Origin of the sequence: Ruegeria sp. HKCCD6119 (genome assembly GCF_013110585.1) — a bacterium.
Taxonomy (GTDB): Bacteria; Pseudomonadota; Alphaproteobacteria; order Rhodobacterales; family Rhodobacteraceae; genus Ruegeria.
On the sequence record NZ_WVQV01000002.1, the window covers coordinates 196,559 to 222,314 of the forward strand.

At 58.2% G+C, this 25,756-nt stretch carries 28 protein-coding genes and 1 tRNA gene; 13 read left to right on the forward strand and 16 right to left on the reverse strand.

From position 1 onward, the window contains the following. Positions 1-18: 18 nt before the first annotated feature. Together ugpA and ugpB are read right to left on the reverse strand one after the other, a co-directional pair. Positions 19-900: a sn-glycerol-3-phosphate ABC transporter permease UgpA gene (gene ugpA / locus GS611_RS08220; protein ID WP_152459032.1), complete on the reverse strand. Its 882-nt coding sequence runs from the start codon at positions 898-900 to the stop codon at positions 19-21. A gap of 61 nt (positions 901-961) precedes the next feature. Beyond that, positions 962-2,272: a sn-glycerol-3-phosphate ABC transporter substrate-binding protein UgpB gene (gene ugpB, locus GS611_RS08225; RefSeq protein ID WP_170346022.1), complete on the reverse strand. Its 1,311-nt coding sequence runs from the start codon at positions 2,270-2,272 to the stop codon at positions 962-964. A 172-nt stretch (positions 2,273-2,444) separates the two neighbouring features. Here ugpB and GS611_RS08230 point away from each other — a divergent pair, with 172 nt between their 5' ends. Beyond that, complete coding sequence (locus GS611_RS08230; protein WP_171634549.1) at positions 2,445-3,347, forward strand: LysR substrate-binding domain-containing protein; 903 nt, start codon at positions 2,445-2,447, stop codon at positions 3,345-3,347. 223 nt (positions 3,348-3,570) lie between these two features. On the opposite strand, the gene GS611_RS08235 is transcribed toward GS611_RS08230, so the two are convergent. From GS611_RS08235 to dgcN, 3 genes are all read right to left on the reverse strand, one after another. Further along, positions 3,571-4,431, reverse strand: a complete 861-nt coding sequence (locus GS611_RS08235; RefSeq protein ID WP_152459035.1) for a D-amino-acid transaminase — start codon at positions 4,429-4,431, stop codon at positions 3,571-3,573. A 10-nt stretch (positions 4,432-4,441) separates the two neighbouring features. Continuing rightward, a complete protein-coding gene (gene dgcA, locus GS611_RS08240) occupies positions 4,442-5,407 on the reverse strand; it encodes an N-acetyl-D-Glu racemase DgcA (protein ID WP_171634551.1) in 966 nt (321 codons plus the stop codon). Positions 5,408-5,482: 75 nt separating this feature from the next. Continuing rightward, positions 5,483-6,484: an N-acetyltransferase DgcN gene (gene dgcN / locus GS611_RS08245; RefSeq protein WP_171634553.1), complete on the reverse strand. Its 1,002-nt coding sequence runs from the start codon at positions 6,482-6,484 to the stop codon at positions 5,483-5,485. Positions 6,485-6,779: 295 nt separating this feature from the next. Between dgcN and GS611_RS08250 the strand changes: the two genes are divergently transcribed. Continuing rightward, positions 6,780-7,742, forward strand: coding sequence for an L-malyl-CoA/beta-methylmalyl-CoA lyase (locus tag GS611_RS08250; RefSeq protein WP_171634556.1), 963 nt, complete (start codon positions 6,780-6,782; stop codon positions 7,740-7,742). A 43-nt stretch (positions 7,743-7,785) separates the two neighbouring features. Here the strand turns inward: GS611_RS08250 and GS611_RS08255 are convergent, their stop codons facing one another. Then, positions 7,786-8,364, reverse strand: coding sequence for a PA14 domain-containing protein (locus GS611_RS08255; RefSeq protein ID WP_171634558.1), 579 nt, complete (start codon positions 8,362-8,364; stop codon positions 7,786-7,788). 119 nt (positions 8,365-8,483) lie between these two features. Next, positions 8,484-8,936 carry an Lrp/AsnC family transcriptional regulator gene (locus tag GS611_RS08260; protein WP_171634561.1) on the reverse strand — a complete coding sequence of 151 codons (453 nt, stop codon included), beginning with the start codon at positions 8,934-8,936 and terminating at the stop codon, positions 8,484-8,486. Between the two features lie 73 nt (positions 8,937-9,009). Here GS611_RS08260 and GS611_RS08265 point away from each other — a divergent pair, with 73 nt between their 5' ends. Beyond that, positions 9,010-9,606, forward strand: coding sequence for a LysE family translocator (locus GS611_RS08265; protein WP_171118858.1), 597 nt, complete (start codon positions 9,010-9,012; stop codon positions 9,604-9,606). Here GS611_RS08265 and GS611_RS08270 read toward each other — a convergent pair. After that, positions 9,582-9,752 carry a hypothetical protein gene (locus GS611_RS08270; RefSeq protein WP_171634564.1) on the reverse strand — a complete coding sequence of 57 codons (171 nt, stop codon included), beginning with the start codon at positions 9,750-9,752 and terminating at the stop codon, positions 9,582-9,584. The genes GS611_RS08265 and GS611_RS08270 overlap by 25 nt on opposite strands. A gap of 103 nt (positions 9,753-9,855) precedes the next feature. On the opposite strand from GS611_RS08270, the gene GS611_RS08275 reads away from it, so the two are divergent. Then, the gene (locus tag GS611_RS08275) at positions 9,856-10,818 is read left to right on the forward strand and encodes an acetyl-CoA carboxylase carboxyltransferase subunit alpha (protein ID WP_171634566.1); all 963 of its coding nucleotides are present in this window, start codon (positions 9,856-9,858) and stop codon (positions 10,816-10,818) included. A 3-nt stretch (positions 10,819-10,821) separates the two neighbouring features. On the opposite strand, the gene GS611_RS08280 is transcribed toward GS611_RS08275, so the two are convergent. From GS611_RS08280 to GS611_RS08290, 3 genes are all read right to left on the reverse strand, one after another. After that, positions 10,822-11,952, reverse strand: coding sequence for a lytic murein transglycosylase (locus GS611_RS08280; protein ID WP_171634569.1), 1,131 nt, complete (start codon positions 11,950-11,952; stop codon positions 10,822-10,824). A 113-nt stretch (positions 11,953-12,065) separates the two neighbouring features. Beyond that, on the reverse strand, positions 12,066-12,713 hold the full coding sequence (locus GS611_RS08285; protein ID WP_170346010.1) for a GntR family transcriptional regulator: 648 nt from the start codon (positions 12,711-12,713) through the stop codon (positions 12,066-12,068). A 30-nt stretch (positions 12,714-12,743) separates the two neighbouring features. Further along, positions 12,744-13,439: a M48 family metallopeptidase gene (locus GS611_RS08290; protein WP_245217951.1), complete on the reverse strand. Its 696-nt coding sequence runs from the start codon at positions 13,437-13,439 to the stop codon at positions 12,744-12,746. 100 nt (positions 13,440-13,539) lie between these two features. Between GS611_RS08290 and GS611_RS08295 the strand changes: the two genes are divergently transcribed. From GS611_RS08295 to GS611_RS08315, 5 genes are all read left to right on the forward strand, one after another. Continuing rightward, a complete protein-coding gene (locus tag GS611_RS08295; protein ID WP_171634574.1) occupies positions 13,540-13,866 on the forward strand; it encodes a TIGR02300 family protein in 327 nt (108 codons plus the stop codon). A gap of 143 nt (positions 13,867-14,009) precedes the next feature. Next, positions 14,010-14,085, forward strand: a tRNA-Ala gene (locus GS611_RS08300). A 1,030-nt stretch (positions 14,086-15,115) separates the two neighbouring features. After that, positions 15,116-15,547: a cytochrome c gene (locus tag GS611_RS08305; RefSeq protein ID WP_171634577.1), complete on the forward strand. Its 432-nt coding sequence runs from the start codon at positions 15,116-15,118 to the stop codon at positions 15,545-15,547. 61 nt (positions 15,548-15,608) lie between these two features. Then, positions 15,609-15,899: a copper resistance CopC family protein gene (locus tag GS611_RS08310; protein WP_371732243.1), complete on the forward strand. Its 291-nt coding sequence runs from the start codon at positions 15,609-15,611 to the stop codon at positions 15,897-15,899. A 2-nt stretch (positions 15,900-15,901) separates the two neighbouring features. Continuing rightward, on the forward strand, positions 15,902-16,777 hold the full coding sequence (locus tag GS611_RS08315; protein WP_171634582.1) for a copper resistance D family protein: 876 nt from the start codon (positions 15,902-15,904) through the stop codon (positions 16,775-16,777). 265 nt (positions 16,778-17,042) lie between these two features. Here the strand turns inward: GS611_RS08315 and GS611_RS08320 are convergent, their stop codons facing one another. The 4 genes from GS611_RS08320 to GS611_RS08335 are packed head-to-tail and all read right to left on the reverse strand — an operon-like array spanning position 17,043 to position 21,267. Continuing rightward, the gene (locus GS611_RS08320; protein ID WP_171634585.1) at positions 17,043-17,825 is read right to left on the reverse strand and encodes a dimethylarginine dimethylaminohydrolase family protein; all 783 of its coding nucleotides are present in this window, start codon (positions 17,823-17,825) and stop codon (positions 17,043-17,045) included. Positions 17,826-17,828: 3 nt separating this feature from the next. Then, positions 17,829-19,433 (reverse strand): 5-guanidino-2-oxopentanoate decarboxylase, encoded by a 1,605-nt coding sequence (locus tag GS611_RS08325; protein WP_171634587.1) that lies wholly within the window; start codon positions 19,431-19,433, stop codon positions 17,829-17,831. Next, complete coding sequence (locus GS611_RS08330) at positions 19,430-20,614, reverse strand: pyridoxal phosphate-dependent aminotransferase (RefSeq protein ID WP_171634589.1); 1,185 nt, start codon at positions 20,612-20,614, stop codon at positions 19,430-19,432. The genes GS611_RS08325 and GS611_RS08330 overlap by 4 nt, the downstream gene beginning before the upstream one ends. Beyond that, complete coding sequence (locus tag GS611_RS08335; RefSeq protein ID WP_216598219.1) at positions 20,611-21,267, reverse strand: TetR/AcrR family transcriptional regulator; 657 nt, start codon at positions 21,265-21,267, stop codon at positions 20,611-20,613. Before GS611_RS08335 ends, GS611_RS08330 begins: the two co-directional genes overlap by 4 nt. 77 nt (positions 21,268-21,344) lie before the next feature. Here GS611_RS08335 and GS611_RS08340 point away from each other — a divergent pair, with 77 nt between their 5' ends. Genes GS611_RS08340 through GS611_RS08355 form a run of 4 tightly spaced genes read left to right on the forward strand, consistent with a single transcriptional unit; the run spans position 21,345 to position 24,504 of the window. Continuing rightward, positions 21,345-22,142, forward strand: a complete 798-nt coding sequence (locus GS611_RS08340) for an ABC transporter ATP-binding protein (protein WP_171634592.1) — start codon at positions 21,345-21,347, stop codon at positions 22,140-22,142. A 41-nt stretch (positions 22,143-22,183) separates the two neighbouring features. Then, positions 22,184-22,948 carry a transporter substrate-binding domain-containing protein gene (locus GS611_RS08345; RefSeq protein ID WP_171634594.1) on the forward strand — a complete coding sequence of 255 codons (765 nt, stop codon included), beginning with the start codon at positions 22,184-22,186 and terminating at the stop codon, positions 22,946-22,948. 9 nt (positions 22,949-22,957) lie between these two features. Further along, on the forward strand, positions 22,958-23,710 hold the full coding sequence (locus GS611_RS08350; RefSeq protein WP_152459071.1) for an ABC transporter permease: 753 nt from the start codon (positions 22,958-22,960) through the stop codon (positions 23,708-23,710). Continuing rightward, positions 23,707-24,504, forward strand: a complete 798-nt coding sequence (locus GS611_RS08355) for an ABC transporter permease (protein WP_171634597.1) — start codon at positions 23,707-23,709, stop codon at positions 24,502-24,504. Before GS611_RS08350 ends, GS611_RS08355 begins: the two co-directional genes overlap by 4 nt. A 491-nt stretch (positions 24,505-24,995) precedes the next feature. On the opposite strand, the gene GS611_RS08360 is transcribed toward GS611_RS08355, so the two are convergent. Beyond that, the gene (locus tag GS611_RS08360) at positions 24,996-25,751 is read right to left on the reverse strand and encodes an ABC transporter ATP-binding protein (RefSeq protein WP_171634599.1); all 756 of its coding nucleotides are present in this window, start codon (positions 25,749-25,751) and stop codon (positions 24,996-24,998) included. Positions 25,752-25,756: the final 5 nt, after the last annotated feature.

Sequence of the window (25,756 nt, forward strand, 5' to 3'; positions counted from 1 at the left end):
CGTGTTGTTGGGCTGCCATCAGTAATGCACCCTCTTTTCCACGTATTTGAACTGGATGACCGTCAACAGGCCCACGACGATCAGCAAGATGACCGATTGCGCCGAAGACGAGCCGAGGTCCTGCCCCACAAACCCATCCGAGAAAACCTTGTAGACAAGGATTGTGGTCGACTGTTGCGGCCCGCCACCGGTGATTGTGTGGATCACACCAAAGGTTTCGAAAAAGGCATAAACAACGTTCACCACCAGCAAGAAGAACGCCGTCGGCGACAGCAACGGCAGCACGATCGTGAAGAACCGGCGCCAGAAATGCGCGCCGTCAATCGCCGCCGCCTCGATCACGGATCTTGGAACGGATTGCAGGGCAGCGAAAAAGAACAGGAAGTTATAGCTTATGCGCCCCCAGGCAGAGGCAACGACCACCAGCCCCATGGCTTCGGTGCCGTTCAGAACGTGGTTCCAGTCATACCCAAGCTGGCCGAGGTACCACGACACGACGCCGACGCGCGTGTTGAACATGAACAGCCACAGAACGCCCGCAACCGCCGGGGCAACAGCGTAGGGCCAGATCAGCAAAGTCCGATAGACCCCGGACCCTTTGATCAATCGATCCGCAATGACCGCAAGAAACAAGGCAGGGATCATCGAGCACAACGTGACCAGCGTGGAAAACACCGCCGTTGTCACGAAAGAGGCGCGATAAAACTTGTCACTCAGCAGGAATTCAAAGTTGCCGAGCCCCACGAACTGGGACGACAGCCCGAACGGGTCAGGTATGAACAGCGACTGCCATATGGCCTGACCGGCGGGGTAGAAAAAGAAAACAGCGGAAATGATGACCTGAGGGGCGATCAACGCCAATGGCAGCAGCCAGCCGCGAAAGGTGACGCGTTTTTCCATCCTGAAAACCCACCGAAGAAAGAAAATGCGGGCCCTGAAAAGGCCCGCATGACGTTACGACTTATTGATTGGCGGATTCGAACCGGCGCAGCAACGCATCGCCGCGTTCCTTCGCGCTGTCCATCGCTTCCTGAGCCGTTTTCTCACCGGACCAGATCGCCTCGAGCTCTTCGTCGATGATGCCGCGAATCTGGTCGAACGATCCCAGGCGCAAGCCTTTCGAATTTGCGGTCGGCTCTTTCGCGGTCATCTGGATCACTGCGACGTCGGTGCCCGGGTTTTCGTCATAAAAACCAGCGGCGCGCGTAACCTCACCCGCCTCTGTGGTGATTGGAAGATAACCGGTGTTCTGGTGCCAGGCCGCTTGTACGTCAGGTGATGACAGGAAGCTCAGGAACTCTCCGACGCCTTTGTACTCTTCGGGCTCATGACCCTCCATTACCCAAAGAGACGCGCCACCGATGATGGTGTTTTGCGGTTCACTGGTGACGGATTCCCAATAGGGCAGCGGACGCACGTCAAAATCGAACTCGGCCTCGGCCTTGATGCCGGCGTATCCGGCCGAACTTTCGGTGAACAATGCGCACTCGCCTGACCGGAAGTTCGCACCGCCTTCGTTTCTGCGACCGGTATAGATGAACTTGCCGTCCTTGGCCCAGTCACCCATTGCGGTCAGATGTGCAACCTGCACCGGACCGTTCAGCATCAGTTCGGTATCCAGACCGGCAAATCCGTTGTCACGTGAGGCAAAGGGAACGTCGTGATAGGCTGAAAGGTTTTCAAGGTGAATCCAGCTTTGCCATGCCGTCACCAGCGGGCAATCCTCGCCACCCGCCTTCAGCTGTTCAAGGACTTCGCCGACTTTTTCCCAAGTGGACAGATCCGTGTCCGGATCAACACCCGCCGCTTGCATGGCATCGCGGTTGACCCACAGGACCGGCGTCGAGGAGTTGAAGGGAAGCGACAGCATCTCTCCGTCAGTGGTTGTGTAGTAGCCTTTGACGGCGCCAATATACGCGTCGGGATCAAAAGACGCGCCGCTTTCGGCCATCACTTCATAGACCGGCTTGATCGCCCCTTTGGCTGACATCATTGTCGCCGTGCCGACTTCGAACACCATCAGGATATGCGGCTGCTCACCGGCCCGGAATGCAGCAATCCCGGCATTCAGGGTTTCCGAGTAGTTGCCCTTGTGGCTTTCGACCACGACGAACTCATCCTGACTGGCGTTGAATTCTTCAACCTGTCCTTTGACAAGTTCCCCAAGGCGACCGGTGAAGGCATGCCAGAACTGGACTTCGGTCTGCGCCATTGCCGCCAAGGGGGACAAGGCCGTGGTTATGGCAAGAGCGCCAAGCAGATTCTTTTTCATGATTCCTCCCATGCATCAGGGTTGATGCTTCGTTGATTACCGACCGCAACGCGTAAACGGCACACATGACGATTTCACGACGTTAACGTTACAAAAATATAATTCAAGGCCTATCTACTTGGTGAAAAAATAACATAGTGTTATGAAATGGCGCAGCAGATCGGGATCGGCAATGAGTCAAATTCTGAGAGTTCGGCAGTTGGAGGCCCTGATGGCCGTGACCACCAAAGGGTCTGTCACGGCCGCAGCGGCTGATCTGGGCGTGACCCAGCCAGCTGTCAGCAGATTGCTGTCCGATCTTGAAAAATCGCTTGGGTTTCAGCTTTTTGACCGCCGGGAAGGCCGATTGGTGCCAACGCAGGAGGTTCGCTATCTCTTGCCAAGTGTCGAGCGCGTTCTCGAATTGATGAGACAGATTTCGGATGTCAGCCAGGATATCACGCAACGCAAAGCAGGGCACATCCGTGTCGCGTGCCTGCCGGGATTTGCCACCAGCCATTTGCCCAAAGTCGTCGCCGGTTTCCTGAAGGATCGGCCCGGTGTCACCCTGACGATCGAACCTGACAGACCTGAACGCATTCTGGAATGGATGATCGGCGAGCAGTATGATTTCGGAATCACTGACAGCTTTCACGGTCATCCGGCCGTAGAAAGCAGGAACATCGACGTTCGCACGGTGTGCGTGTTCCCCACTGGGCACGAGTTGGAAGGCCTGTCCGAAATTACTCCGGCGGATCTTGCACACAGCAAAATCATCCACACCCGACGCGACAGCGACTTTTTCGGGCGGCTTTCAAAAGTGTTTCAACATGCCAATGTCGAATTGAACTCGCATATCGAGGTCAGGCAGTTCACGGCAGCATGTGAATTGGCGCTTGAAGGTGTTGGTGTCTCGGTCGTTAGCGAACTGGATGCTGTCCAATACACGTCGTGGGGATTGAGTTATCGGCCGTTCAAGCCGTCCTTGACGCATACCCTCTCGTTGGTGCGTCCAATTTTGAAGCAACCGTCATTGGTAACACTGGAATTCATCGAACAGTTTCAGGAAAGCCTGAGCCCTTTCAAGGTCGGGTAACCCCGCCTTCAACCCTATTCCTGTGACACAGCAGGAACTGGTCCGACGATAATACCAGTGTTCCGGCTCAACCTTGTAAGTGACCTGCCTTTCGGCCGAAAGCCGTATGTGAACTGCTCATGCTTGGCGGGATTTACAGCGAACTTCACGGCCCCTTGGACCCGACTGATGTCGACACGGCGCCGCTGCAGTCTGCTGCAACGCCGTCCAACATGGTGTTTCTTCAGATCGCGGCCTTTCGGCTTTCATCCAGGTAAATTTCACGAAGGCGTTTGGCAATCGGACCGGGTGTACCATCACCCAGCGTGACTCCGTCAATTTCCACCACCGGCATCACGAAAGCACTGGCCGAGGTCGTGAAGGCCTCATCAGCCTCTTTGGCTTCGTCGATGGTAAACAGCCGCTCTTCAACTTCCATCTGTGCTTCGGCTGCCATGCGCAGCACGGCCTTACGAGTGATCCCGTGCAGGATGTCGTTGGACAGCGGGCGAGTCACGATCTTGCCATTCTTGACGAAATAGGCGTTGTTGCTGGTGCCCTCGGTTACAAAGCCGTCCTCGACCAGCCATGCATCGTCGCACCCCGCTTTCTTGGCCATCATCTTGCCCATCGAAGGGTAAAGCAGTTGCACGGTTTTGATGTCGCGGCGGCCCCAACGGATGTCCTCGATAGAGATGATCTTGGCACCTTTCCGTGCCGCCGGGCTGTCAGCCAGCCCGGGCTTGTTCTGGGTGAACAGAACAAGGCTTGGCTTGGTATCGGCCGAAGGGAAGACAAAATCCCGGTCGCCGTCACTGCCGCGCGAAACCTGAAGGTAGACCAGGCCCTCTTCGATGCCATTCAGATCAACCAGCTTGCGGTGGATTTCCAGCAGCTCTTCCTTGGTGCAGGGCTCGGCCATCTCCAGCTCGTCCAGAGACCGCTTCAGGCGCACCGCGTGGCCCTCGAAATCGATCAGCTTGCCATCCAGCACACTGGTCACTTCGTAAACCGCGTCTGCAAACAGGAAGCCACGGTCAAAGATGGATACCTTGGCCTCGGTCTCGGGCAGGTATTCGCCATTTACATAAACGGTTCGGGTCATGTTTGTCTCCTCAGCCCCAGAGCGCCGCTTCGGGCGGGTGAACTCCGGCGTCGTCAAAAATCAGCGGGGTGTCGCGGTCTTCGGCCAACAGAAGCGGGCCGTCAAGGTCCGTCACCACCGCACCCTGCGCCAACAGTGTCGCGGGTGCCATGGCAAGCGAACTGCCAACCATGCAGCCGACCATGATGTCATACCCTTCCGCGATTGCGGCTTTGCGCAGTTCAAGCGCCTCGGTCAGGCCACCGGTCTTGTCGAGTTTGATGTTGATGACATCGTATTTCCCCTTAAGCCCGGGCAGGCTGGCGCGATCATGGCAGGACTCGTCGGCGCAGACGGGCACCGGGCGGTCCATTCCGATCAAAGCGTCGTCGTCACCAGACGGCAATGGCTGCTCGACCAGTGCCACGCCCAAACGCACCAGATGCGGGGCGAGGTCGGCGTAAACCTCGGCCGACCAGCCTTCGTTCGCATCCACGATGATCCTGGCGTTCGGAGCACCTGCGCGCACGGCCTCGAGCCGGGGCATGTCATCTGGCGTGCCCAGCTTGATCTTCAGAAGCGGGCGGTGCGCGTTCTCGGCCGCCTGAGACTGCATTGCCTCCGGAGCATCCAACGACAGAGTATAGGCCGTGATCTCGGGTCCGGGCACCGGCAGGCCCGCCAAATCCCAGGCGCGTTTTCCTGCGCGCTTGCTTTCCAGATCCCACAAAGCACAATCCACGGCGTTCCGGGCGGCACCGGCAGGCAGCAGGTCCATCAGCGACCGACGGCTAAACTCAGCAGGCAGACCGGCGATCTCGGCCTCGACCGACTCGAGCGTTTCGTCATAACGCGCATAAGGGACGCATTCGCCCCAGCCCTGATGCGTTCCGTCCGACACCTGCACCGTCAGCACCTTTGCTTCGGTCCGTGACCCGCGCGAGATGGTAAACACCTGCGCCAACTGAAACACATCGCGAGAGACCTCTATCTGCACGCACCCGCTCCTTCTTCTTTTCCGGAATACTCACGCCGGAGGCGAAACACCCCCGCCACCGGCGCATTGTTCAGATCACATTGCGGCCAGCGCGTCCACCAGCTTACCGGCACCGAAGCGGAACGGGTCGGTTGCGGGCAGACCCAGCTCTTCCTCGACCTTGGCCAGATAAGCCTTGGCGTCGTCTTCGCTCAGGTTCTGCGTGTTGACCGACACACCCGCAACCTGACAGGCCGGATTTGCAATCCGCGCCAGCGGCAGGGCCGTGTCACGCAATCGCGCCAGTGTCGGCAGGGAATACTCGGGCAGACCACGCATATGGGTCCGGGTCGGTTCGTGGCACAGGATCAGTGCGTCGGGCTGCCCGCCATGGATCAGCGCCATGGTCACACCCGAATAAGAGACATGGAACAGCGACCCCTGCCCTTCAATGTGGTCCCAGTGATCCTCGTCATTGTCCGGTGTCAGATATTCGACCGAGCCAGCCATGAAGTCTGCAATGACCGCGTCCAGCGGAACACCCTGCCCGGTGATCAAGATGCCTGTCTGGCCTGTGGCACGGAATGTGGATTTCATGCCGCGCTTGCGCATCTCGGCATCCATCGACATCGCCGTGTACATCTTGCCTGCCGAGCAATCGGTTCCGACTGCGAGGCAACGCTTGCCAGTGCGCTTGCGGCCATTTGCGATCGGGTATCCGACAGTCGGCACACGCACGTCATGCAAGGTGCAACCATGCGTTTGTGCCGCGGCAACAAGATCACCTTCATCGCGCAGCAGGTTGTGCAAGCCCGAAGCCAGATCAAAGCCCATTTCCAGCGCTTCAATCAAAACTTCTTTCCAGGCATTGCTGATCACACCGCCACGGTTGGCGACACCGATAACCAGCGTTTTAGCGCCGGCCGCTTTGGCCTCGGTCAGGGTCATATCCTTCAGACCCAGATCAGCCTTGCAGCCGTCCATACGATATTGGCCGACGGCGTTTTCCGGGCGCCAATCCTTGATGCCCACAGCCACTTTGGCCGCCAATTGGTCGGGCGCATCGCCCAAAAACAGCAGGTACGGTGTCTCGATCATTGCGGTCACTCCTTTGATTCCGGCCTAAGCTAGAGAAGCGTTTAAACGAGCGTTTCGCGTTTTGGTCCGCCAAACACGGCAGGTACGCGATATTCTTGCGCCACGGACACTAAACACGCAAAATTCTTCGAAGTTTTTAAAATGATTAAACTTTAATCACCACTTCCCAGCTGCTGACATGCAGCATTCTGCACCCGCATTGCCGCAGATGCACAATCTCCCTTGCGCCAAGTTGCGCAATTTAATACCTCTTTGGGCGAGAAAATCGCAATTTCATTACCCACACGAGGTCCAGATGAGCTTTCGCATCCAACCCGCCGCGCCTGCACGACCCAATCGCTGCCAACTGTTTGGTCCGGGATCGAATACCAAACTGTTCCCGAAAATGGCAGCTTCTGCTGCGGATGTGATCAACCTTGACCTTGAGGATTCGGTTGCGCCTTCGGACAAGGACATAGCCCGCGCCAATGTCATCGAAGCCCTGAACACTGTTGATTGGGGTAACAAATATATGTCCGTTCGCATCAACGGATTGGATACCCCCTATTGGTATCGTGACGTTGTCGACGTGTTGGAGCAGGCAGGCGACCGTCTGGACCAGATCATGATTCCCAAAGTCGGCTGCGCATCGGATGTCTATGCCGTGGATGCCCTTGCCACCGCCATTGAACGCGCCAAGGGCCGGACCAAACCGATCAGCTTCGAGGTCATTATCGAATCCGCAGCCGGTATCGCGCATGTGGAAGAGATCGCAGCCTCCTCTCCCCGTTTGCAGGCCATGAGCCTTGGAGCCGCAGATTTTGCGGCCTCGATGGGAATGCAGACCACGGGCATCGGCGGCACACAGGAAAACTATTACATGCTGCGCGAGGGTGAAAAACACTGGTCCGATCCGTGGCACTGGGCCCAAGCCGCCATCGTTGCCGCCTGCCGCACCCATGGGGTGCTGCCAGTGGATGGGCCATTCGGGGATTTCAGCGATGATGAGGGATACATCGCTCAGGCGAAACGCTCGGCCACGCTGGGCATGGTCGGCAAATGGGCGATCCACCCCAAGCAGATTGCACTGGCCAATCAGGTCTTTACCCCGTCGGATGAGGCCGTTTCCGAGGCGCGCGAAATCCTGGCCGCAATGGAACAGGCCAAAGCCAACGGTGAGGGTGCAACCGTCTATAAAGGCCGCCTTGTCGACATCGCCTCAATCAAGCAGGCCGAAGTCATCGTGGCGCAGGCCGAACTGATTGCGGCGGGCAGCTAAGCCAAAAAAAGGGCGCTCCATCGAGCGCCCTTTTTTGAATTCTTCAACGGCCAAAAACGTCATTGGGCGTCCATGTGAAGCGTTCCCCCTTCTTTCCTGACTTCATCATCAGGCAAGAGGTTCCCAGTTTCTGGAAATAGACGATCTTCAATGGATACCAGCCCGCCTTGGGCACTTCCACTTCGGTGCGTTGATTGGCTTCACAGCCCTGAATGCCATTTACCCGGCCAATCTGCTGACCGCCAACCCAAGCCTCTATCCCGTCATTCGACCAGGTTTCCAGCTCGTAAACGCCCGGTGAGTCAAACCGCATATAGCCTGTGACCTCGGCGGCAACGTTGTAGGCCTCGTCGAAGGTCAAGACATCCTCACCCTTACTGGTGTCCCTGTAATCCAACCCGCGCAACGGCTTTCCGGGCTTGGCCTGAGACAGCATGCTTTTTGCCTGACTCAGATCCCGGATCTTCTTGTGTTGATTGCCTGTACCAGAGTATTTGACATTCAACCCCGCCTTCGGAGATGGCTGTGGATTGGCAGGTTGCAGTTTCAACGGGGCAGACAAAGCAGCCCCGGCAATGACCGAGATGGCAACTGCGGTCGCCACTGTTCGAACGAGTTTCATCGTAATCTCCCTGTTTGCGCACCGTTTTGGCTGGGCGTTTCCCTTGGCAACGTCATTACAATGACACTAGGCCCTGAAAATTTGCGCTGCAAGAGAGTGTGGCTTCACATTTCCAGTGGTTAAGCACGCAGATCCTTGGGTGACCCCATGACCACATAGGATGTGATCGACGTGACATGAGGCAGCGTTCCCAGCACCTCGGTATGGAAGGTCTTGTAGGACGGCAGATCGGCGCATTCGACACGCAGCAGGTATTCGATTGTACCGGTTATGTTGTGGCATTCGACCACTTCGGGGGCTTGTTGCAGGGCCCGCTCGAACCCCTCTTGCGCCGCTTTCGTGTGTTCACCAAGACCGACCCCGATATAGGCGACAAAGCCGACACCCATCGCGGCCGGTTTCAGAACCGCACGATAGCCGGTGATTACGCCGGCCTTCTCAAGCTCTTGAACGCGACGCAGGCAGGCGGACGGAGACAGCCCGACCCGTTCGGCCAACTCCAGATTGCTGATGCGCCCATCACGGGTCAGTTCGTGCAATATCTGCCGATTTATCCGATCATTCTTCATCATAAGTTGCAGAAATAGCGGAAATGCGCACGAAAAAGCAATTTCATTTGCTGCCGGTCAGACGATACTTCGCAGCATGACTTACGACATCCTTCTGGCGCTCATCGCTTTTGCCTTCGTGACATCCATTACGCCCGGGCCGAACAATCTTATGCTGATGGCATCGGGTGCGAATTTCGGCTTTCGGCGTTCGATCCCGCATATGCTGGGCATTGGCCTTGGCTTCACGCTCATGGTGCTGCTGGTCGGTGCAGGGCTGGTTCAGGTCTTTGACCGGTACCCGGTCAGCTATTCAGTGCTGAAGGTCGTGTCGGTGATCTATCTGCTTTATCTGGCATGGAAGATCGCGCATGCCGCGCCAGCCGCAGGCGATTTGGCAGCGGGGACACCCATGACGTTTTTGCAAGCCGCCGCCTTTCAGTGGGTGAACCCCAAAGCCTGGGCCATGGCCCTGACCGCCACAACCGCTTACACGCCCAGTCAGACCCTGCATGCGATTGCGCTTGTGGCGTTGGTTTTCGGGGCGGTCAACCTGCCATCGGTGAGCACATGGACCTTTCTCGGGCAGCAGATGTCGCGGGTGCTGACGAACCCGCGCAGGCTGGTTGCGTTCAACTGGACAATGGCGGTGCTGCTTGTGGCCTCGCTCTATCCCGTTCTCTGGCCCAGTTGACCCAGACAGGTTTCGGCCAGCACATCCTCGGGCGCGGTGCCGGGTGGGTACAGGGTCAGACGCCGCGTTAGTTTGTCGTGGGTGCAGGCCAGAGCGCGCAGCGCGGGGTCTTTCTTGGCGGTGGCCTTCAGTATCCGGTTTTTCATTCACCCATCTGAAATCGAACATCTTCACCACTCGGGTCTTGCCGAGTTGCATCCGGAGCACCGTCAGGCCATATAGCAGGGAACTTTCGCGTTGAGAGGCGTCATGACCCAGTATCTGGATTTCGAAAAACCGCTGGCTGAAATTGAAGGCAAGGCTGAAGAACTGCGTGCGTTGGCCCGCACCAACGAAGAGATGGACGTAACCGAAGAAGCCGCCGCGTTGGACGCCAAAGCCGCCAAGCTTCTGGATGAGCTTTATGCCGACCTGACCCCATGGCGGAAATGCCAGGTCGCCCGACACCCGGAACGCCCGCATTGCAACGATTACGTCAATGCCCTGTTCACCGAATTCACCCCTCTGGCCGGAGATCGCAATTTTGCCGATGATCTGGCCGTGATCGGCGGGCTTGCACGTTTCAACGATCAACCCGTCATGGTGATCGGCCATGAAAAAGGCAGCGACACCAAATCGCGGATCGAACGAAATTTCGGCATGGCCCGTCCCGAAGGCTATCGCAAGGCGGTCCGGCTGATGGAGATGGCCGGGCGGTTCGGCCTGCCAGTGATCACCCTGATCGACACCGCGGGCGCCTATCCCGGCAAAGGCGCCGAGGAACGCGGTCAGTCCGAAGCGATTGCCCGCTCGACCCAGATGTGTCTGAAGATCGGCGTGCCCCTGGTGTCGGTCATCATCGGCGAAGGCGGCTCGGGCGGGGCCGTGGCCTTTGCCTCCGCCAACCGCGTGGCAATGCTGGAACACTCGGTCTATTCGGTGATCTCGCCGGAAGGTTGCGCATCGATTCTTTGGAAAGATGCAGAAAAGATGCGTGAAGCGGCCGAGGCGCTGCGTCTGACCGCTCAGGATCTTCACAAGCTTGGCGTTTGCGACCGGATCATCCCTGAACCCAAGGGCGGCGCGCATCGCGATCGTCCGGCCGCTGTCGAGGCTGTACGCACGGCTCTTACCGATATGCTGGCGGAACTGGACGGCAAAGACGCGGCGACCCTGATACAGGACCGCCGTCAAAAATTCCTCGACATCGGCTCGAAAGGGTTGGCGGCGTAACCGTCAGCCGCCCAACCTGCGCAACAACGCAACCGAGGGTTCTCCGGTGACCGCCAGGCCATTGGCGCTTTGATACGCGCTGATGGCAGACGTCGTGTTTTTGCCGATCACCCCGTCCGCGCCTTTCGTATCATACCCTTGGGATGTCAGCCGCCGTTGCAATTCCTTGCGGTCGTCCAATGTCAGACCGTTTGCATCTGGCCCGAACGAGGCCTGAAACGGCGCGCCACCGGCGATTCTGTCCGCCAGATGACCGACCCCGATCGCGTAACTGTCCGAATTGTTATAGCGCTTGATGACCTGAAAATTGCGGAAGACGGCAATGCGCGGCCCGGGTTTCTGCGGTTGCAGCACGGCGACCGGCGTGCCGGAAACGGTTCCGACCTCGCCCCCCCAGGGTTGCCCCCGCACCCAGCCTGCGCGCGACAGGTAAGCAGCGGTCGAAGCCAGCGAATCCGTCGGATCGTCCGACCAGATATCGCGCCGCCCGTCGCCGGTGAAATCCACGGCATAGGCCAGGTAAGAGGTTGGAATGAATTGCGTGTGCCCCATCGCACCGGCCCAGCTGCCGGTCATCCTGTCTGGCGTGGTGTCACCATTCTGAAGGATCTTGAGCGCCGCGATCAACTGGCTTTCAAAGAACTGACCACGCCGCCCGTCATAGGCCAGCGTCGACAGGGCTGACACAACGGGCACATCGCCGCGACGCGCGCCATAGCGGCTTTCCAGCCCCCACACTGCAACGACGATTTCCTTGTCCACCCCGTACTGCGCCTCGATCTGCGACAGCGTCCCGTTGTATTGCCGCAGCATCTTCTGGCCGGTGCTGATCCGCTCGTCCGAGGCGGCAATGGCTAGGTAGTCTTCGAGCGAGCGTTTGAACTCTACCTGATTGCGGTCGCGCTCGATCACATCGGGCAGATACCCTGCCCCCTGAAAGGCGCGATCAATCGTGGATTGTGAAATACCTTGCGATGCCGCCCTGCCCTTGAACCCGGCCACCCAGGCATCCCAACCCGCGTTGGGAACAGCCCGCATACGCGATGCAGGCGCGCTGGATGGCGCACCGCCACCCGTGCAGGCGGCCAACAATGTTGATCCAAGGCAAATGGAAAAAGTCCGTCGAGTGATCATGGCTGTGGTCTGCTCTTGTTTGTGATTTGCCTCAAGAGTAACCCAGTCGGACTGAACAGGCCAGAACGGTGAAACCTTGAGCAGTAGGCGCGGGAATGTCGGCGGGATGCCGCTCAGCTCACCAGCAAGCGCAATCCCTGCGTCACGTCCGAACGGACCGCCAGGCGCAAGCCCGGTTCGTCCCCGGCCTTGAGGGCCGCAATGATCAGCTTGTGATAATGCGGTGGCTCAGTGCGCCTGAGACGCCCGTAAAGCGCCCTCATCGTCGGCCCGAGTTGCAGCCAGACCGTTTCGGCAATGGCCAACATCGCGGGCGCCTGAGCGCGCAGGTAAAGGGTGCGGTGAAATTCCAGATTTGAACGGATGTACCCAACCGCGTCCCGCTTGGTCACCATCTCGGCAACGGTCATGTTGATGGTCTGCAAGCGGTCGATCAGCGCAATATGCGCCCGGGGCAAAGCCCGGCTGGCCAGCTCGACTTCCAGCAACGCGCGCAACGCCGCCAATTCTTCTATCCGGTCGTTGGTCAACTCAGGTGTCGAGACCCGGCCGGAATTGGACAGGAACAAAGCCCCCTCGGCGGCCAGACGGCGCACGGCCTCTCGCGCCGGGGTCATCGAGACGCCGAATTCCTTGCCGATGCCACGCAAGGTCAGCGCCTGTCCCGGCGCCATCTCACCATGCATGATTCGAGACCTCAGGGCTCGGTACACCCGGTCATGAGTGGCAGTTTGGGTGTCAGACGGGCGTGTGCTCAACATCCGCTTATGTGATCACAAAACAGTGCAAGGTCAACTCGGCTTTGCGTCAAACCTGTAACGATGCAGCTCTGCCCCGTTGTCACGCAACCAGCGGCGGGGTTGCTGGCAGGGGCCGAAAATGCTTTCCACCTGTTCCCAGAACGCGGGCGAGTGGTTCATCTCGACAAGATGCGCCACTTCATGCGCGGCCACATAGTGCAGCACCTCGGACGGCGCGAGAATGAGCCGCCACGAGAACATCAATCCACCCTGTGAACTGCATGATCCCCAACGTGACCGCGTGTCGCGCAGGCCGAGCGTGCTGTACGACCGCCCCAGCATTGCCGCGTAATCATCACACGCGCCAATCAATCGGTCCCGCGCCAATTCCTTCAGAAACCGGGCCAATCTGCGTGCCTCGGCCCCTTCGGGCACTGCGACCTCATCCGCCATCAACTGAACACGCCGACCCTTGGCGGGCACGATTCGCCGGACAACGCCTTCAATCGGTATCTTCTGTCCGAACTGCACCACGGCCGTTTCCGGCCTGTCCTGCAAATGCTGGCGAATCCACTCTTCTTTGGTACGTGCGAAACTCAGCGCCTCGGATTCAGGCACACCGACCGGATAGGTCAGCGTAACCCTGCCATCCAGTTGAGAAATTCGCAAACTGATGCGCCGCGCCCGGGCGGATTTGCGCAGCCTCAGCGGCACCGGTGGTGTCCCTGGCAGTGCATGCTCTCCCATATCGCGACCTCTCTTGCGCAAAGACTTTGACAGTGCTCTCTGCCTGTGGCAGGTGAGCTGAATCATTTAGACGACTCACCTGATATCAAGGGGATTTGACATGCCCAAGGAAGAATGGGGCGTAAAGCGCGTTTGCCCGACCACCGGTAAGCGATTCTACGACCTGAACAAGGACCCGATCATCAGCCCCTACACTGGCGAGATCGTGGAGCTTGAAACATCCAAAAGCCGCATGATCGCGGCCGATGCAGAAGATGCCGCCTCGGTCAAAGCGCGTGAAAACGCGTCGGAAGAGGATCTGGTTCTGGATGACGACGACTCTGTCGACGTCGAACTGGATGACGATCTGCTGGATGACGATGATGACACCAGTGATGACGTGTCGCTGGATGATATCACCGACATGTCTTCAGAAGACGAAAACTGATCAAGTCAAAGGCGACCACAGGGTCGCCTTTTTCGTTCCACGGACAGCTTAGTGCGGAAATTCGCGTTCGATTCCATTTTTGGACTTGCACTCGTCGTCACTGTCTCCTAAACGTCCGTCCACCGCATCAGCGGTACCTAGATGGGGCCTTAGCTCAGTTGGGAGAGCGCTTGCATGGCATGCAAGAGGTCAGGGGTTCGACTCCCCTAGGCTCCACCAAAACCTAACAATACAACTAGATAGCAAGCATTAGGGCGGTGTGACACACAGGTGTGACACAAAATGAAGCTGCGTGCGTATCTCTCACTGTCCAGACATGGGATCTATTACTTCCGTTGGCCCCCTGCCCGACACAAAACCAAAACCCCACACTAGACCAAACATCACACGTAGGACCCTTCGTATGTCTTTGCGTACAAGATGCCCTAAAGAGGCTGGTACTCTGGCACGGCGTCTTGCAGCGTGCGGCGACGCAATAAAAAAGCACAAATAACAGTCGGGCATGAACTACGCACAATGATGCCCGGGGTCTCAAGAGTGCTTTGGCAAGGACAAAGGCGCGTGGGATAAATTCAGCCTTTTCAATGAGTCTCAGAGGGAGCGCATGATTGATACCATTCGATACTGCGAATTGGGCCATGAAGACTAAGGTGAGAATGCAGCGCACAAAACCGCATCGCAGACACGGTTTGCTATTTTGCATCTCAGACCACCAGTAAGCGATCTTGTTCCGGGGGGATGAACTGTATGGCGTTGTCACGGGCGCTCCCGTGCATTAGCGTCCAGCACCATGGTCATCCGGCGATATTCACTTGTTCTATTGGTTGGCGTTCTGGTCATCCTGACCGGCATTGGCGGTGTTGCGCACGCGCTGTCGAAGGGCTGCGTGGGCCTTCACTGTGAGCACCATACGCAACCTTCCGAACACTCTGCATTGGCAACGAGCGAAGACGTCTCGGCTTCAGGTCATCATCATGATCCGGAGAGTTCCGAAACCGGAGAGTGCAATCCCTTTATCTGCCAAGCCGTTGCATTGCCGTTCCAAGTCAGTGAAGATGCCAAGGGTCGGCGTGATACTGACCCGGAGCTCCATGCTGGAACCCAAGTCAAGCTGAGTGAACCGGGCGCAATCTACAGGCCCCCTGACCTTTGAAGCAGCACGAATCCCTGCGGATGTACGCGACCAGCACGTGCGGCTGTTCGCGATGTGCCGCAGCGTTACTAGCTTCCAAAATGTCAGGACCAATCCATGAATAAAAGTCACTTTCTAATCGGCGCATGCACTGTCGCTGCGGTCGCCGCTTTCATAACTCTTCGCCCCGGCGGAATCGAAGAAGCCACACCGCATGAAACACGCATAGGCGACGCCATGGTCGCAATTCGGATGCCGACCATCGAAGGCAATGCCGCAATCGGCCAGCGTGTTTTTGAGGTCTCCTGCGCGTCATGCCACGGCGCCAACGCGGTCGGTGTAGAGGGTGCGGGGCCGCCCCTGATCCACAAAATATACGAACCCAGTCACCATGCGGATGAAGCCTTTCAGAGGGCGGTTTCACAAGGTGTAAGAAGCCACCATTGGCAATTTGGCGACATGCCGCCCGTGGAGGGGCTGACACGAGGTGACGTTGCCATGGTGATCGCCTACATTCGCGAAATCCAGCGTGCCAACGGAATAAACTGAGGGTAACCCAATGAAGAAGATCATGACATTTGCGCTTATGGTTGCGCTTGCCAACGGCGCACTGGCGCATTCCAAGGTCGAAGAAACAACCCCTGCCAACGGCTCCAGGATAACGGATGTGCCTGCTGAAATTGGCCTCAACTTCTCAAAAAACATCCGGCTGACACGGATAGAAATGGCCCATGAAGAACACTCGGCAGTAAGCTTGGATTTGGGTGACCAGACAAATTTTGGTCAGGCGTTCACGATCCCACTGCCGAGCAATGGAACGGGCACCTATGTCATCGAATGGCGCGGTTTGGGTGAAGACGGCCATGCGATGCAGGGCGCGTTTTCCTTTACCGTGGATTGAGCATGCCAGACATCTGGGCGATTGGCGCGATCCTCGCAAAGCTGGTGCTCTACATCGGCTTTGCGGGCTCCGCCGGGCTTGTGATTGTTGGATGCCTCTATTCCGGCCTTGTCGCGCCGGTGAACCTTGCGATGACGCGCCATGCCAGGGCCTTGGCATGGCTTGCTCTTGTCGCGACAGCAGTTGGCTTCTTGCTTCGTGGGGCCGCCTTGACAGGCGGGGTTGACGGCATGGTCGATCCGAAGATGCTTGGCCTGCTGTGGCAGACATCCGTGGGCGACGCACTTGTTTATCGCCTTTCTGGCGCAGTGTTGATCCTTGTGGGGCTGTCCGTTCCTCGCTTTGGTCAGTGGATCGCGCTGTTGGGTGGCACGATCGCTCTATGGTCGTTTGCGCAGATCGGGCACGTGCCGGAACTGGAGAGCTTTGGTATCCAGCTCCTGCTCCTGCTGCACCTGTTGTGTGTAGCTTTCTGGGTGGGCATCTTTAGCCCGCTGCGGAATATGGCCCTTGCTCCTGAACACCTTAAGGATGCTGCTGAACTCGGTCATGTCTTTGGGCAAGCTGCCACTTGGCTTGTGCCGGCGTTGATCGTGGCGGGCCTTTGGATGGCCTGGTTGCTTGTCGGCAATCTCCAAGAGCTGCTGTTCACTGGCTACGGGCAGGCGTTGTTGCTCAAAGTGTTTTTTGTGGCGCTGCTATTGTTTCTTGCCGCCGCAAACAAGCTCCGATTTGTTCCGGCCATGCAAGGTGGAGAGGTCAAGGCAGCGCAACGCCTCGCCCGCTCCATCCAGGTTGAGGCATTGATGGTGTTGGTGGTGCTGGCAACAACGGCAACACTCACGAGTGTTCTGGCGCTTCCGAATTCGGGCCATTAGAGCGGGCCAGACACCGGTGCGCGCGCAGTGTGCAGCAACGGCAGCGGCGGTGCACGATCCGATGCGAACAAGGAAGACAATCCCACTCAGGGCCCGCCGACCCTTGCCGCGGGGCCTAGCCATTGGGCTTTGGCAAACAGGGTTCAAACAGTGCCACCTGCCCGCCGGTCAACCGGAAGAAATCAAGCTTGCTCACCGCCTGTCTTTCGAACCATCAACACGCGACCTGCCGAATTCACTGGGGTCTGAACCCTGCAGCTGCCCCTCAGAACCTTAATGAAAGACAGGACATGCCACCATCAAGCTTTGCACAATCGGTATTGTCAATTTCAACGACCTCATAGCCTTCGCGGTCCAGCATCTCTGCGGTGCGCGGAAACCCAGCGGCCATCAGCACCAGATTGTTGAACCTAATCGCGTTTGCCGCTGCCTCCTCGCCGTCAGCTACATGCAGCACCCGGTAGCCTTCAAAACAGCCCGAAGCGTCCAATCGCCGGGTCGCTAGAATTGTCTCGGCATCCATCAGCGAACAATCCGTTTTGAAGTGCAAAACGCCCTCGGGTGTGAACACTTCCCGCAGTTTGTGACCCCATTCCGAGGTGATTTTCGCCAGTTCTTCAACACCTTCCGCGTCAGTGCGGTCTGACCGGCCCACAAGAATTTCGCGGCCGGTTACAAGGATGTCTCCACCCTCGATATGGCCGGGACCATTGATCTGTGTGACCGTTTCATAGCAGGTCCGCAGTGCCGGGGCGATCTCGGCCACTTCCCCCATTCGCGAAGGCGCGCCCGGCCGCATCAGCACAGCACCCTGCGGCAGGCACAGGGCCGTATCTTCCACAAACTGCGCGTCAGGGAACGCATCCAGGGGATCAAGCTCGATCACCTCGGCCCCGGTGCTTTTCAGCGCTGCCACGTATGCCTCATGCGCGGCCGTCATCCCATCGAAATCCGGGTTTCCGATATCTTCTGCGCGCAATCCGTCAGCGATGGTCGGTGCCGGGCGCCGGGTGATGGCGCGGGAAAACTCAAAAGTTGGGTCTGACATGCTTTAATCTCTCTGAGGTTCGAATTTTCGGGCGGTGACTTCGATCATCGCGGGCCCGCCCATGGACGCCGTTTCGCGTAACGCTTGCGCGATGGACTGGGGCTTTTCGGGAACCCTGGTGTGTGGAATGCCAAAGGATCTGGCCGTTGCTGCAAAATCGGGGGGTGTGGGGTCACATCCAATGACCGTCACGCCTGCATCCTGCATCGATGTGGCGATTTCCCGGTACCCGTGATTGTTCCAGATCACGAACGTGACCGGCAGGTTTTCGTCTACTGCGGCCATTGCTTCCGGCATAGAAAACTGCGCCCCGCCATCGCCGACGATGCATATTACCCGCGCCGTTGGATCGGCAATCGACGCACCGATGGCTGCGGGTATGCCATAACCAAGCGCACCATAGCCCGTTGCCGCATTGAACCAGCCGCCAGCCCGGTCGTGGTCATAGTAAAGATTGCCGGCATAAATTGGCTGGGTGGAATCCCCGACCATCAGAGCATCTGGAGACGCCGAGCGCATCGCATTCAGTATCTCCACCTGTTGGCGATAATCCGGACCAATCTCCTGCCAGGCCGCATCGCGCGTTTTTCTGGCACGGTCCGCACCGTCGCTTTGCCGTGCCCTCTGCGGCAGGGCCTTACACAGCGCTGGCACAACCAAGTCTACGTCACCTTGAATGGCAATCGCTGCATCATGCCGCGAAAGCTGATCGCTGCACCGATCAACCCGTATCAGGTTTGGCAGTTTCGCAAACTGGCCGGTGGCATACATGTCATAATCGGTCGGCCCCAGCTCGGTTCCCAAGGCCAGAACGCAATCGGCGCTTTCCAACAATGCGCGCACCGCGTTCAGGCTGGGGCTGGCCGGAACGGTCAGGGCATGTCCGTGCATCAAGCCGCGCGCGTTGACGGTTTGCACAACAGGGGCACCCAGAGCTTCGGCCAGTGCTTGCAATCCCGCCTCGGCACGTTTCGCGCCGCCGCCCGCCAGAATGACGACTTTCTTTGCCTCAGCCAGTTGCCCTGCGGCCTGTCTAATCAATGCCGGGCTGACCGGAGGATCAGGGTCAGGCGTCTCGACTGCTGTTTCCTGATAGTACGCCGCTGCGACATCCAACGGAACCTCGATATGCGCCGGCCCGCAGCGACCATTGCTGAGGCCGTGAAAAACGCGGTCCAAAACCGGGGCTAGAGCGCTGGGGCCGGTGACCTGTTCGGACACCAACGCAACCGTTTTCGCCAGCCCGATTTGGTCTGGCAACTCGTGCAGATGCCCCAAGCCCTTGCCAAGCGATCCGGTTTTGTTGACGCCGGACACCACCAGCATCGGTATTGAATCGGCCCGCGCCTGCGCCATCGGCGTCAGCGTATTGGTCAATCCGGGGCCGGTGATCACAAAGGCAACACCCGGTTTGCCCGACACACGGGCATAGCCATCGGCCATGAAACCCGCCCCCTGTTCGTGTCTGGGCGTCACATGTCGTATGCCCGAAGCGGCAAGCCCTCGGTACAGTTCCACCGTGTGAACGCCCGGAATTCCGAAGACGCAGGTCACATCCCGCTGGCGCAGCCCGGCAACCAGAGCTTCGCCAACTGTCATACTGCTCATGCGACCTCGCGTGATTTGCTGTTGGCGTGATCGATGATACGGGAAACCGCAGTACCAAAATCCGTGTCATTGATCGTCAAAGCGACCCGCACCCAGTCCTTCAGGCTGTCACCAAAGGCGGATCCCGGCATGACGGCCACCCCGGCCTGTAGCAGATCCCAGGCATATGCTTCGCCATCCAGCCCGGTGGCAGAGACATTGATGAGTGCGAACATTCCCGCCTCGGGCCGGTGAACAATCAGATCCGTTTCAGCTTCAAGACGATCGGCCAACAGGGTGGCGCGGCCAGAAAAGCGGGCGGCCATCCCGGGGGCAACCTCGGACCCGTCACGGATCGCTTTTTCGGTCATGTCCGCGATGAACGGCTGATTGCCAAAAAGCATGGTCTCGGAATAGGGCAGCAGCGCTTCGCAGAACGCGGCGGGCCCGACACACCAGCCACTGCGGAATCCCGGAGCGGCATGAGACTTCGAGATGGATGATACGCCAATGACACGATGCGCCAGTTCCGGATCTGCCAATGGTGAAACAAATCGTGCACTGTCAAAGATCAGTTCTTCATAGACCTCGTCCGAGATGATCCACAAATCACGCGCAATCGCCAGCTGCCCGATCTCGGCAATGTCCGCGGCGGTCAGGATCGCGCCAGTCGGGTTATGCGGTGTTGTCAGAAGAATGGCGCGGCTGCGCGGAGTGATGCGGGCCGCGATATCTGCGGCCTGCATGCGAAACCCTTTCTCGGGCCGCAGCGGTACGGGTACCATCTCGGCCCCGGATGCACGAATGACACCTTCATAGGTCGCGTACATCGGATCGCCGACCAGAACTTCGTCGCCCGCCTCGGCGACCCCGGCCATGGCTGCGAAAAGGGCGGTTTGCGTGCCGGGAAAGCACAGAAAATTCCCGGGCTCGAAAGCCCGCCCGCGAGAGGCAGAATAGCGCGCAGCCAGAGCGTCAAGCAGCCCTGCTTCACCGCGCCCGTTGGAGTACCCTGTCCGCTGCGCCCGCAATGATGCAACGGTGGCTTCGACCAGCACGTCCGGCACCGGAACGTCCGGTTCTCCTATCGTCATTTCGACGATGTCCGCTCCGGCCTTGATAAGGTCGCGGGCTTTCAGATGTACGCCCCATTTGGCGCCACCCAAGCCCGCCAACCGTTCTGTCACCGATGTGGTCTTCATGACTGCTCCACCCCTTTGGTCAATGGAATCCCGACGATGGCGCTGACGGAATCCAAACCGATCCGCGCCAGCTGGCCTTCGGAAAACGCATCCGGAAGCGCGCCCCCTTCCAGCCACAGGCCGTCGATCACCGCGTTGCAGGCGATGGCCAGTTGCATTGCCTCTGACGCGTCAACCGAACGCCCGGCTTCCTGCAATGCCGCGACGATCAGCTTCTCGAGGTGATCCCGGAAATAGTCATAGGTTCGCTGGTGAATGCGCTGCATTTTCGGGTCATGCTGCACCTTGTTCAGGAAACCCGCCCACAACGCCACGGCGCTTGGATCGACGATCGGCTGTCGCAGTGACGCGTCGACGAAGTTGGTCAACTGAGAAACCGCGCTTCCGGTTCCTGATGACGCCGCTGTCTGGTCCGTCAGCGTATTCATGTGGTGCTCATACGCCGCCTGAACCAGTTCGTCCTTGGATGAGAAATAGTGCCGGATCAAACCTTGGGTCACATTCGCACGGGCTGCGATCTCGCGTACCGTGGCACCCCGAACGCCCATCTCGGCGATCAGGTCCAAAGTCGCCAGAATCAGCGCCTCGCGGCGAACCTCGGCAGACTCACGTTTGAATTTGCGGCTTTCGTCCTGCACGTCAGTGTCATCCATGGCACGGAGTTATTATACACTTGCATAATTGCGAGATTCGGGGCTTACTGCAAGCTGAAATCAGAAGATTCTTGGATATGGACACAGCCAAAGCAGTTTCACCCGCACCCGAAACAACCACGCCCGACGAAGCGATCAAGGTTGAGGATCTGCACAAATCCTTTGGCACGCTGGAGGTTTTGAAAGGCGTATCCCTGACCGCAAACAAGGGGGATGTTGTTGCCATTATCGGGGGGTCAGGCTCTGGAAAATCCACCATGCTGCGCTGCATCAACTTTCTGGAAACGCCGAGTTCCGGAAAGATAACCATCGGCGGGGAACCCGTTGAAATGCACACCGATGGCAGCCCCTCCAACCGCCGCCAGATCGAACGTATCCGCACGCGTCTGGCCATGGTTTTCCAGCAGTTCAATCTGTGGACACACCGCACGCTTCTGGAAAACGTGATCGAAGTGCCAGTGCATGTGCTCAGGGTGCCAAAGGCCCAGGCGATCGCACGGGCGCATGAATTGCTGACGCGGGTGGGCCTTGGCGACAAGGCTGACACCTATCCGGCCTATCTTTCGGGTGGTCAGCAACAGCGCGCCGCCATTGCCCGGGCGCTTGCGGTCGATCCTTCGGTGATGCTTTTCGATGAACCGACGTCGGCGCTTGATCCCGAGCTTGTTGGCGAAGTTCTGACCGTGATCCGCGATCTTGCCGCCGAAGGGCGCACAATGCTGCTTGTCACCCATGAAATGAAATTCGCACGCGAAGTCGCAGACCACGTTGTCTATCTCTTCGAGGGCCGCATCGAAGAGCAGGGCCCACCTGCCGAGGTCTTCGGAAACCCAAAATCAGAGCGCCTGAAGCAGTTCCTCAGCTCGGTCGCCTGAATCGGAATAACAAAACAAATAAACCAAAAGGGAGTATCAAAATGAACGTCAAGAAACTGCTCGCGTCCGGCCTTGCCGCCGCTGTCCTTTCGGCTGGTATCGCCAGTGCAGAAGAGGTCAAGATCGGCATCGCAGCCGAACCTTACCCGCCATTCGCGTCGCTGGACAGTTCAGGCAATTGGGTCGGCTGGGAAATCGATGTCATCAACGCTGTCTGCGCTGCTGCGGAACTTGACTGTGTCATCACGCCGGTCGCCTGGGATGGTATCATCCCGTCGCTGACCGGACAGCAGATCGACGCCATCATGGCGTCTATGTCGATCACCGAAGAGCGGCTGAAAACCATTGATTTCAGCGATCCTTACTACAACACACCTGCCGTCATCGTCGCGGACAAATCGATGGATATCGAAGCGACCCCCGAGTCGCTGGCCGGTAAGGTTGTCGGCGTTCAGGCGTCGACCATCCACCAGGCTTATGCGCAGGAATATTTCAAGGATTCCGAACTGAAGGTTTATCAAACTCAGGATGAGGCCAACCAGGACCTGTTCGCAGGTCGTATTGACGCCACTCAGGCCGACAGTATTGCCATGGCGGACTTCGTGAACTCGGATGCCGGGGCATGCTGTGAAATCAAAGGCGCCGTCGCAGATGATCCGGCCATCCTGGGCCGGGGTGTTGGTGCGGGTGTTCGCAAGGGCGACGATGACCTGCTTGCAGCGCTGAACAAGGGCATCGCGGCAATTCTTGCCGATGGAACGCACGAGAAGATCACTTCGAACTATTTCTCGGCCAGCATCTACTAAGCGGCTGCCGTGACCGGACTGTTGGAATCGCTTGGATTGGCGCAGAGCGCAGAGCTTCTGTCGCTGTCGCCACCGGGTTGGGGGGGCAATCTGCTGCGCGGATTGTCCCACTCATTGCAGATCGCTTTTGGTGCATATGCGCTCGGCCTCGTGATCGGATTGTTCGGAGCCTATGGCAAGCTTTATGGCGGGAAGGTCACGCGCGATCTTCTTGCCATCTACACGACCGTGATCCGGGCCGTGCCGGAACTGGTCCTGATCCTGATCCTGTATTACGTGGGATCTGACATCATCAACAAAATCTCTGCTGCAATGGGCGGAGGTCGGGTCGAGGTCAATGGCGTCGCTGCGGGCATTTGGGTTCTGGGCGTTGTACAGGGCGCATATGCAACCGAGATCCTGCGCGGAGCCATACAGGCGGTTCCACCCGGACAGATCGAGGCCGCCAAATCCTACGGGATGCCCGCCTTCATGACCATGCGCCGCGTGACGATCCCCGCCATGATGAGCTTTGCCGTACCCGGCCTGGCCAACTTGTGGCTGATCGCCACCAAGGACACCGCCCTGCTCGCGGTCGTGGGATTCAACGAACTGACACTGGAAACCCGGCAGGCCGCCAGCAGCACACGCGCCTATTTCACCTTCTTTCTGGCGGCGGGTTTTCTCTATCTCATGGTCACCCTGTTTTCGGGTGCCATCTTCGCGCGGATCGAAAAATGGGCGCGTCGCGGTCAACCTTCTCTGAAAGGAGGTGGCAGATGATCGATCTCAGGTCTTTGATGCAACCCCATCGCATCGTGATGATGCTGATCTTTGCCGGGATCGTAATCTGGTGTGCCATGTCTTTGCGATGGGACTGGTTGCCAAAATACGCCCCGCTTGCCTTGCAGGGAATCTGGACCACGCTCTGGCTGCTTGTTGTCACCGTCGTTCTCGGATTTCTGCTGGCCGTACCACTCGGGTTGGCCCAGGCCGTTGGACCCTGGTACCTTGCGGCCCCCGCCAAGGCGTTTTGCACCATCATTCGGGGCACACCCCTGCTTTTGCAGCTTTGGTTGCTGTATTATGGCCTCGGCTCATTGTTCCCTCAATTCCCCTGGATACGATCGTCCGAGCTTTGGCCGTATCTGCGTCAGGCCTGGCCTTATGCGGTGCTGGCACTAACGCTTTCTTATGCCGGCTACGAAGGTGAGGTAATGCGCGGAGCCTTCAAAGGCGTCGCCAAAGGTCAGCTGGAGGCGGCAAGGGCGTTTGGCATGCCCAGGCTGACAATGTTCCGCCGCATCTGGCTACCGCAGGCAATCCGCAACGTTCTGCCAACCCTGGGCGGTGAAACCATCCTCCAGTTGAAGGCGACGCCCTTGGTCGCCACGATTACGGTGGTTGATATCTATGCCGTGTCATCGCGGGTGCGGTCCGACACGTTCATCATCTACGAGCCGCTCATCCTGCTGGCCGTATTCTACATTCTCGTTGCCGGTATTATTGCCCTGATGTTCCACTGGCTGGAAGTGAAGGTGCTGGGAACCGGAAGCCGAAATGGGCCAGCCGGATAGTACAAGCCGGAAGTAAAGCGAGACCCACTGCCCAACTCCGGGCACAGATTTCGTCGGCGCGTTTGCAGATCGATCGAAACCATGGGCACACGATCAAACGGTTGCCCGAAATGATTTGGGGAAGGTTCGGCTTGCTGGCCCCTGCGGCGAAGGCACTGGCAGCCCAGGGGCAGAGCCTGACTTTCTTATCCATTGCACAACGACCTGGAACACCGCGGCGCAATCTTCTGGTCGGCGCAGTGGCGGATGTCGCGAAGCATTGCAAACTTGCCCCTCGTCCTTTGGGGCGTGTTGCATGAGGCGCGCATTCAGCGCAGGCCCGACAGAACCTAATGCCGCAAACCCGCATTCGGGTTTGAGCCGACGATCATCATTTTTTGGGGTGAAACACCTTTGATCGCGCGAATGGGCAGTGTCTGCCCTGAACGCGGGTCATGGTGAGCCACGAACTGGTGATACCCATCGGGTCTGTTTGCCAATCAGAACAACGCTCAGATCGCCAGATACTCCTCACGAAGACTGGTGTCCTCAAGCACTTCTTTTGCCGTTCCGTCGAACACGATGGTACCGGTGTCAAGAATGATCGCGCGGTCCGCCAACTCCAAAGCGCGCACGGCGTTCTGTTCAACGATGATCGTGGTCATACCCTGCTGCTTGACATGTATGAGGGTTTTTTCGATTTCGTCGACGATAACAGGCGCCAAACCTTCATACGGCTCATCCAAAAGCAGTACCTTGATGTCCCTGGCAAGCGCTCTGGCGATTGACAGCATCTGCTGTTCGCCACCCGACAATGTAATCCCTTCCTGCTTCCTGCGCTCACCGAGACGCGGAAACAGCTCGTAAAGCCGTTCAAGGGACCATCCGATCGGAGGAGCAATCTGTGCAAGTTGCAGATTTTCTTCGACTGTCAAGCCGGGAATAATGCGCCTGTCTTCCGGTACAAGGCCAAGGCCAGCCGCTGCTGCTTCATAGCTTGTCATGTTGTGCAGCGGTTTGTGGTCCAACCAGATTTCGCCATGTCTTACTTCGGGTTCTGCGACCCTTGCAATCGAGCGCAGTGTCGAGGTTTTGCCCGCACCGTTTCGCCCAAGAAGAGCAAGAATCTCGCCTTCATGCACATTGAAGCTGACACCCTGCACGATATAGCTTTCTCCGTAATAGGAGTGCATATCCCAAACGGAAAGAAACGCAGGGGCGGTGCTGGCCAGATTGGCGTTTTTCGAAAAGTCAGGTTTCTCGTTCATAGCGT

What these genes read in the sequence shown, in the direction of transcription:
- ugpA (WP_152459032.1), bottom strand. Translation starts at nt 900, where the DNA reads ATGGAAAAACGCGTCACCTTTCGCGGCTGGCTGCTGCCATTGGCGTTG.
- ugpB (WP_170346022.1), bottom strand. Translation starts at nt 2,272, where the DNA reads ATGAAAAAGAATCTGCTTGGCGCTCTTGCCATAACCACGGCCTTGTCC.
- GS611_RS08230 (WP_171634549.1), top strand. Translation starts at nt 2,445, where the DNA reads ATGAGTCAAATTCTGAGAGTTCGGCAGTTGGAGGCCCTGATGGCCGTG.
- GS611_RS08235 (WP_152459035.1), bottom strand. Translation starts at nt 4,431, where the DNA reads ATGACCCGAACCGTTTATGTAAATGGCGAATACCTGCCCGAGACCGAG.
- dgcN (WP_171634553.1), bottom strand. Translation starts at nt 6,484, where the DNA reads ATGATCGAGACACCGTACCTGCTGTTTTTGGGCGATGCGCCCGACCAA.
- GS611_RS08250 (WP_171634556.1), top strand. Translation starts at nt 6,780, where the DNA reads ATGAGCTTTCGCATCCAACCCGCCGCGCCTGCACGACCCAATCGCTGC.
- GS611_RS08255 (WP_171634558.1), bottom strand. Translation starts at nt 8,364, where the DNA reads ATGAAACTCGTTCGAACAGTGGCGACCGCAGTTGCCATCTCGGTCATT.
- GS611_RS08260 (WP_171634561.1), bottom strand. Translation starts at nt 8,936, where the DNA reads ATGATGAAGAATGATCGGATAAATCGGCAGATATTGCACGAACTGACC.
- GS611_RS08265 (WP_171118858.1), top strand. Translation starts at nt 9,010, where the DNA reads ATGACTTACGACATCCTTCTGGCGCTCATCGCTTTTGCCTTCGTGACA.
- GS611_RS08270 (WP_171634564.1), bottom strand. Translation starts at nt 9,752, where the DNA reads ATGAAAAACCGGATACTGAAGGCCACCGCCAAGAAAGACCCCGCGCTG.
- GS611_RS08275 (WP_171634566.1), top strand. Translation starts at nt 9,856, where the DNA reads ATGACCCAGTATCTGGATTTCGAAAAACCGCTGGCTGAAATTGAAGGC.
- GS611_RS08280 (WP_171634569.1), bottom strand. Translation starts at nt 11,952, where the DNA reads ATGATCACTCGACGGACTTTTTCCATTTGCCTTGGATCAACATTGTTG.
- GS611_RS08285 (WP_170346010.1), bottom strand. Translation starts at nt 12,713, where the DNA reads ATGTTGAGCACACGCCCGTCTGACACCCAAACTGCCACTCATGACCGG.
- GS611_RS08290 (WP_245217951.1), bottom strand. Translation starts at nt 13,439, where the DNA reads ATGGGAGAGCATGCACTGCCAGGGACACCACCGGTGCCGCTGAGGCTG.
- GS611_RS08295 (WP_171634574.1), top strand. Translation starts at nt 13,540, where the DNA reads ATGCCCAAGGAAGAATGGGGCGTAAAGCGCGTTTGCCCGACCACCGGT.
- GS611_RS08305 (WP_171634577.1), top strand. Translation starts at nt 15,116, where the DNA reads ATGAATAAAAGTCACTTTCTAATCGGCGCATGCACTGTCGCTGCGGTC.
- GS611_RS08315 (WP_171634582.1), top strand. Translation starts at nt 15,902, where the DNA reads ATGCCAGACATCTGGGCGATTGGCGCGATCCTCGCAAAGCTGGTGCTC.
- GS611_RS08320 (WP_171634585.1), bottom strand. Translation starts at nt 17,825, where the DNA reads ATGTCAGACCCAACTTTTGAGTTTTCCCGCGCCATCACCCGGCGCCCG.
- GS611_RS08325 (WP_171634587.1), bottom strand. Translation starts at nt 19,433, where the DNA reads ATGAGCAGTATGACAGTTGGCGAAGCTCTGGTTGCCGGGCTGCGCCAG.
- GS611_RS08330 (WP_171634589.1), bottom strand. Translation starts at nt 20,614, where the DNA reads ATGAAGACCACATCGGTGACAGAACGGTTGGCGGGCTTGGGTGGCGCC.
- GS611_RS08335 (WP_216598219.1), bottom strand. Translation starts at nt 21,267, where the DNA reads ATGGATGACACTGACGTGCAGGACGAAAGCCGCAAATTCAAACGTGAG.
- GS611_RS08340 (WP_171634592.1), top strand. Translation starts at nt 21,345, where the DNA reads ATGGACACAGCCAAAGCAGTTTCACCCGCACCCGAAACAACCACGCCC.
- GS611_RS08345 (WP_171634594.1), top strand. Translation starts at nt 22,184, where the DNA reads ATGAACGTCAAGAAACTGCTCGCGTCCGGCCTTGCCGCCGCTGTCCTT.
- GS611_RS08355 (WP_171634597.1), top strand. Translation starts at nt 23,707, where the DNA reads ATGATCGATCTCAGGTCTTTGATGCAACCCCATCGCATCGTGATGATG.
- GS611_RS08360 (WP_171634599.1), bottom strand. Translation starts at nt 25,751, where the DNA reads ATGAACGAGAAACCTGACTTTTCGAAAAACGCCAATCTGGCCAGCACC.